Below are 3,434 nucleotides of genomic sequence, written 5' to 3' on the forward strand. Positions count from 1 at the left end.
GTGTCCAGGACGGCCAGGCCGGGGGTGCCGAGGGCGACGAGGGGCGCCGCGAGGCAGGTGCGGCCGTCCGCCTCGACCAGGGCGTAGGCGAAGAAGTGGGTGGCCACCGGGGCCATGCTCACCAGCGTCTTGCGGCCGGAGAGCAGCCAGCCGCCGGAGCCGTCCGGCTCCAGCCGCGTCACGGTGCCCGGGGGGTCCTTGACGGCGCCGCACACCCGCGCCTCGCCGGTCGCCATGGCGCGCAGCACCCGCTCGGCGAGCGCCGCCGCCTCCGGCTTGCCGTTGCGCCACTCGTACGCCAGCGTCAGGCCCCGGCTGAACTGGACGTGCAGGGCGAGCGCCGTCGAGGCGTCGGCCCGGGCCACCTCCTGGAGCGCCAGGGCGACGTCGTGGAGGCGGTCCACGCCGAGCCCGCCGAGCTCCGCCGGGACGGTGCCGCCGAGCACGCCGGCGCGGGCGAAGCGTTCGAAGACCTCGACCGGGAAGGTGCCGGTCCGGTCCCGTGCGTCGGCGTCGGCGCGGATCGCCGGCACCTGCTCGGAGACGAGGCCGAGCAGCCTGCGGCCCGCCTCGCTGACCGGCGCGGACAGGTCCGGGCGCGCGGCCTCGTTCGCGGCCTCCGTCAGCACAGTTCGCCTCCCGTTTCGTTCCGGCCGGGCATCGCGCTCGCACCGGCGGTTCAGAGGTACTGGGTGTTCGGTGCCAGGCCGCACAACAGCCGGCCGTAGAGTTCGAGGTTGGTGTTCGGGTGCATGACGGCGTGCAGGTGGAGGGTCCGGACGTCCCGCTCGATCCGCTGGATCGGCACGTCCAGGTAGACCGAGGACGCCCCGCTCGCGGTGGCCAGGATGTCCACCGCCTCCTTCACGCGCGCGCAGACCGCGCCGGTCTCCAGACGCGCCAGGGCGCGCTCCTCCAGTGTCCAGGGCTCGTCGGCGGCGTTCTTCGCGTCGACGAGGTCCGCGAGGCGGTAGCAGTGGAACTCCGCCTCGTCGATCTTCACCGCGGCCTCCGCGACCTGGAGGTGGGTCAGCGGCGCCTCGCGCTGGTCGGTGTAGTCGGTGTAGGTGATCCGCCGGTCGGGGAGGCGCTCGAAGAAGGCGTCCTTCGCGGCGATCGCGAGGCCGAGCGCGGTCGCGCTCACCGTCGCGCAGGCCGTCGGCATGATCGGGGCCCGGTAGATCTCCGAGCCGGCGTTGCCGCCCCGCCCGCCGCCGCCGATCATGACCGGCTCCATCGGGATGAAGCGCTCCGCGGGGACGAAGACGTCCCGCGCGACCGTGGTGACGCTGCCGGAGCCGCGCAGCCCCACGGTGTGCCAGTCGTCGAGCACCTCCAGGTCGGAGACCGGGATCAGCGTCATGATGGGCTGCGGGGCCGCGCCGGGGGTGAGCAGGACCGCCGCGTTGGTGTCCCACGTGCTGTGCTGGACACCGCTGTTGAACTTCCAGGAGCCGTTGACGAGGATGCCGCCGTCGACCGGGACGGCGGTGGCCGTCGGGCTGATGATGCCGCTGACCAGGGCGTCCGGGGAGGCGAAGACCCGGTCCTGCACCTCGTCCGGGAACAGTGCGGCGACCCAGGCGCTGATCGACCAGACGCCGGCCGTCCAGGACGCCGCGCCGTCGGCGCGGGCCAGCTCCACCAGGAGCTCGGCCTGGGTGCGCATGTCGGCCTCGAATCCGCCGAGGCGCCTGGGGATCCGGGTGCGGAGCAGGCCGGCGTCGGCCAGGACCGAGACGGTCTCCTTCGACAGGCGCCGGTTCTCGTCGCCCCAGGGCGCGTTGTTCCTCAGTACCGGCGTCACCTCGCGCGCCCGGCGGAGGATCTCGGCCCGGTCGGGGACGGCGGTCGGTGCGGTGGTGTCCGTCATGACGTGCTCTCCCTGGTGATGGACGTGGCGGCGGAGTTCGGGGCGTGGCGGGGGCGGGTCCACCGGTCGCGCGGTGGCGGTCCCGCACCCCGGTGGACGGCGTGCCGGGGGATCAGAGCCGGACGGCGCGCGTGGTCAGCGCCGAGAGCAGGGTGCGGGCCTGGACGTTCACCCGCCCGCCGCGGGTCACCAGCGCGGAGAGCTGACCAGGTGTCACCCAGCAGTAGCCGGGCGGTGGTTGGGACGGCGCCTGGGCTCCGTCCGCCTCCACGATGGCGTAGCGGCTCACCGCGTTCAGGAAGCGGCCGCCCTCCTCGGAGTGGAGGGCCGAGTAGCGGACGCGGGAGGGCGCGGCGGTCTCGACCACGTCCAGGAAGTGGTGGCGGGGCCCGCGGGGGAGGCCGCGGTGGTGCTCCGGGGTGCACTGCACCGTCGGCGCGAGTTCCGCGATCTCCTGGAACCCGACCTCCACGCCGGCCCGGGCCAGCAGGTGCGGCACGCCCGAGAAGTACCGCAGCACGAAGGCGCTCAGCCCCAGCCGTACGGGTTCGACCAGCGGCTGCGTCCACTGGGCCACCTCGCGGCTGCCCGCCTCGACGGCCACCGCGACCACGCGGAAGTGGCGGTCCGGCACCCGGCGGATCGCGTGCGCGGTCCGCACCCAGCCCCCGGTGTCGCGCAGCGGGACGCGCCGTACCCGCAGCGAGCGGCGGGCCCGCTCCGCGGCCAGCCAGCCCTCGATGTGCTCCACGGAGATCAGCCCGCTCGCTCCCGAGACGGGGAGGGGGAGGCAGGAGAGCACCGTGCGGGCGTCCATGTTGACGAGGTTGTCGCGGTGCAGCAGCGCGGCGATCCGGTCGAGGGTCAGCCAGCGGAAGTTCTCGGCGACCGGCACCTCCTCGTCGACCAGCACGATCGTGTTCCGGTTGAACTTCCGGTTGAACCAGTCGCCGTGCTCGGACTGCAGCACGTCCGCGACGGGACGCCCCCGGGACGGATCGAGGAAGTACTCCAGGTAGGCGACCGGAGCGCCCTTGTGCACGCCGGTGTAGTTGCTGTGGGTCGCCTGCACGGTGGGGGAGAGCTGGACGATGTTGGGGTTGCCCGGCTCCATCTTCGCCTGCATCAGGTAGTGGCGCACCCCGCCGAAGTCCTTGGCGATGATCCCCAGGATGCCGACCTCGGGCTGGTCGATGATGGGCTGGCGCCAGGTCGGCACCGGGCCGTCGGCCGTCTCCACCTCGACGCCCTGGATCGAGAAGAAGCGCCCGCTGTCGTGGACCAGGTCGCCGGTGTCCGGGGCGAAGGACCACCCGCGGAGCCGGTCGAACGGGATGCGCTCGACCCGGAAGCGGTCGGCCCGCACCCGATCGGACAGCCACCGCGCGACCTCGTCGGCCGAGGCGCCCGGACCGTCCGGGCCCGGTGCCGCGGCGGGGCGCCGGGTGAGGGCGGGAAGCCGGGTGCCGATGCCTCCACGAACCGTACCGATGGTGCTCAACTCCACGTCCTTTCAGGGGAATCGGCTTGCACGGGAATCGGCGCGGAGGTCACCCTGGGG

The 3,434-nt window shown here is 73.7% G+C and carries 3 protein-coding genes; all 3 read right to left on the reverse strand.

Going from position 1 to position 3,434, the window contains the following annotated elements; genetic code table 11:
- The coding region (locus ACFU6K_RS34400) for an acyl-CoA dehydrogenase family protein (protein ID WP_380669832.1) at positions 1–629 on the reverse strand (629 nt) is incomplete at its 3' end.
- Between the two features lie 50 nt (positions 630–679).
- The gene (locus tag ACFU6K_RS34405; protein WP_380669834.1) at positions 680–1,873 is read right to left on the reverse strand and encodes an acyl-CoA dehydrogenase family protein; all 1,194 of its coding nucleotides are present in this window, start codon (positions 1,871–1,873) and stop codon (positions 680–682) included.
- 112 nt (positions 1,874–1,985) lie between these two features.
- Positions 1,986–3,344, reverse strand: coding sequence for an NDP-hexose 2,3-dehydratase family protein (locus tag ACFU6K_RS34410; RefSeq protein ID WP_380669836.1), 1,359 nt, complete (start codon positions 3,342–3,344; stop codon positions 1,986–1,988).
- Positions 3,345–3,434: the final 90 nt, after the last annotated feature.

The sequence above is a fragment of the Kitasatospora sp. NPDC057512 genome, from assembly GCF_042802135.1.
Classification (GTDB): Bacteria; Actinomycetota; Actinomycetes; order Streptomycetales; family Streptomycetaceae; genus Kitasatospora.

Excerpts from the sequence above, each read along its gene's own strand:
- ACFU6K_RS34405 (WP_380669834.1), bottom strand. The coding sequence starts at position 1,873 with ATGACGGACACCACCGCACCGACCGCCGTCCCCGACCGGGCCGAGATC.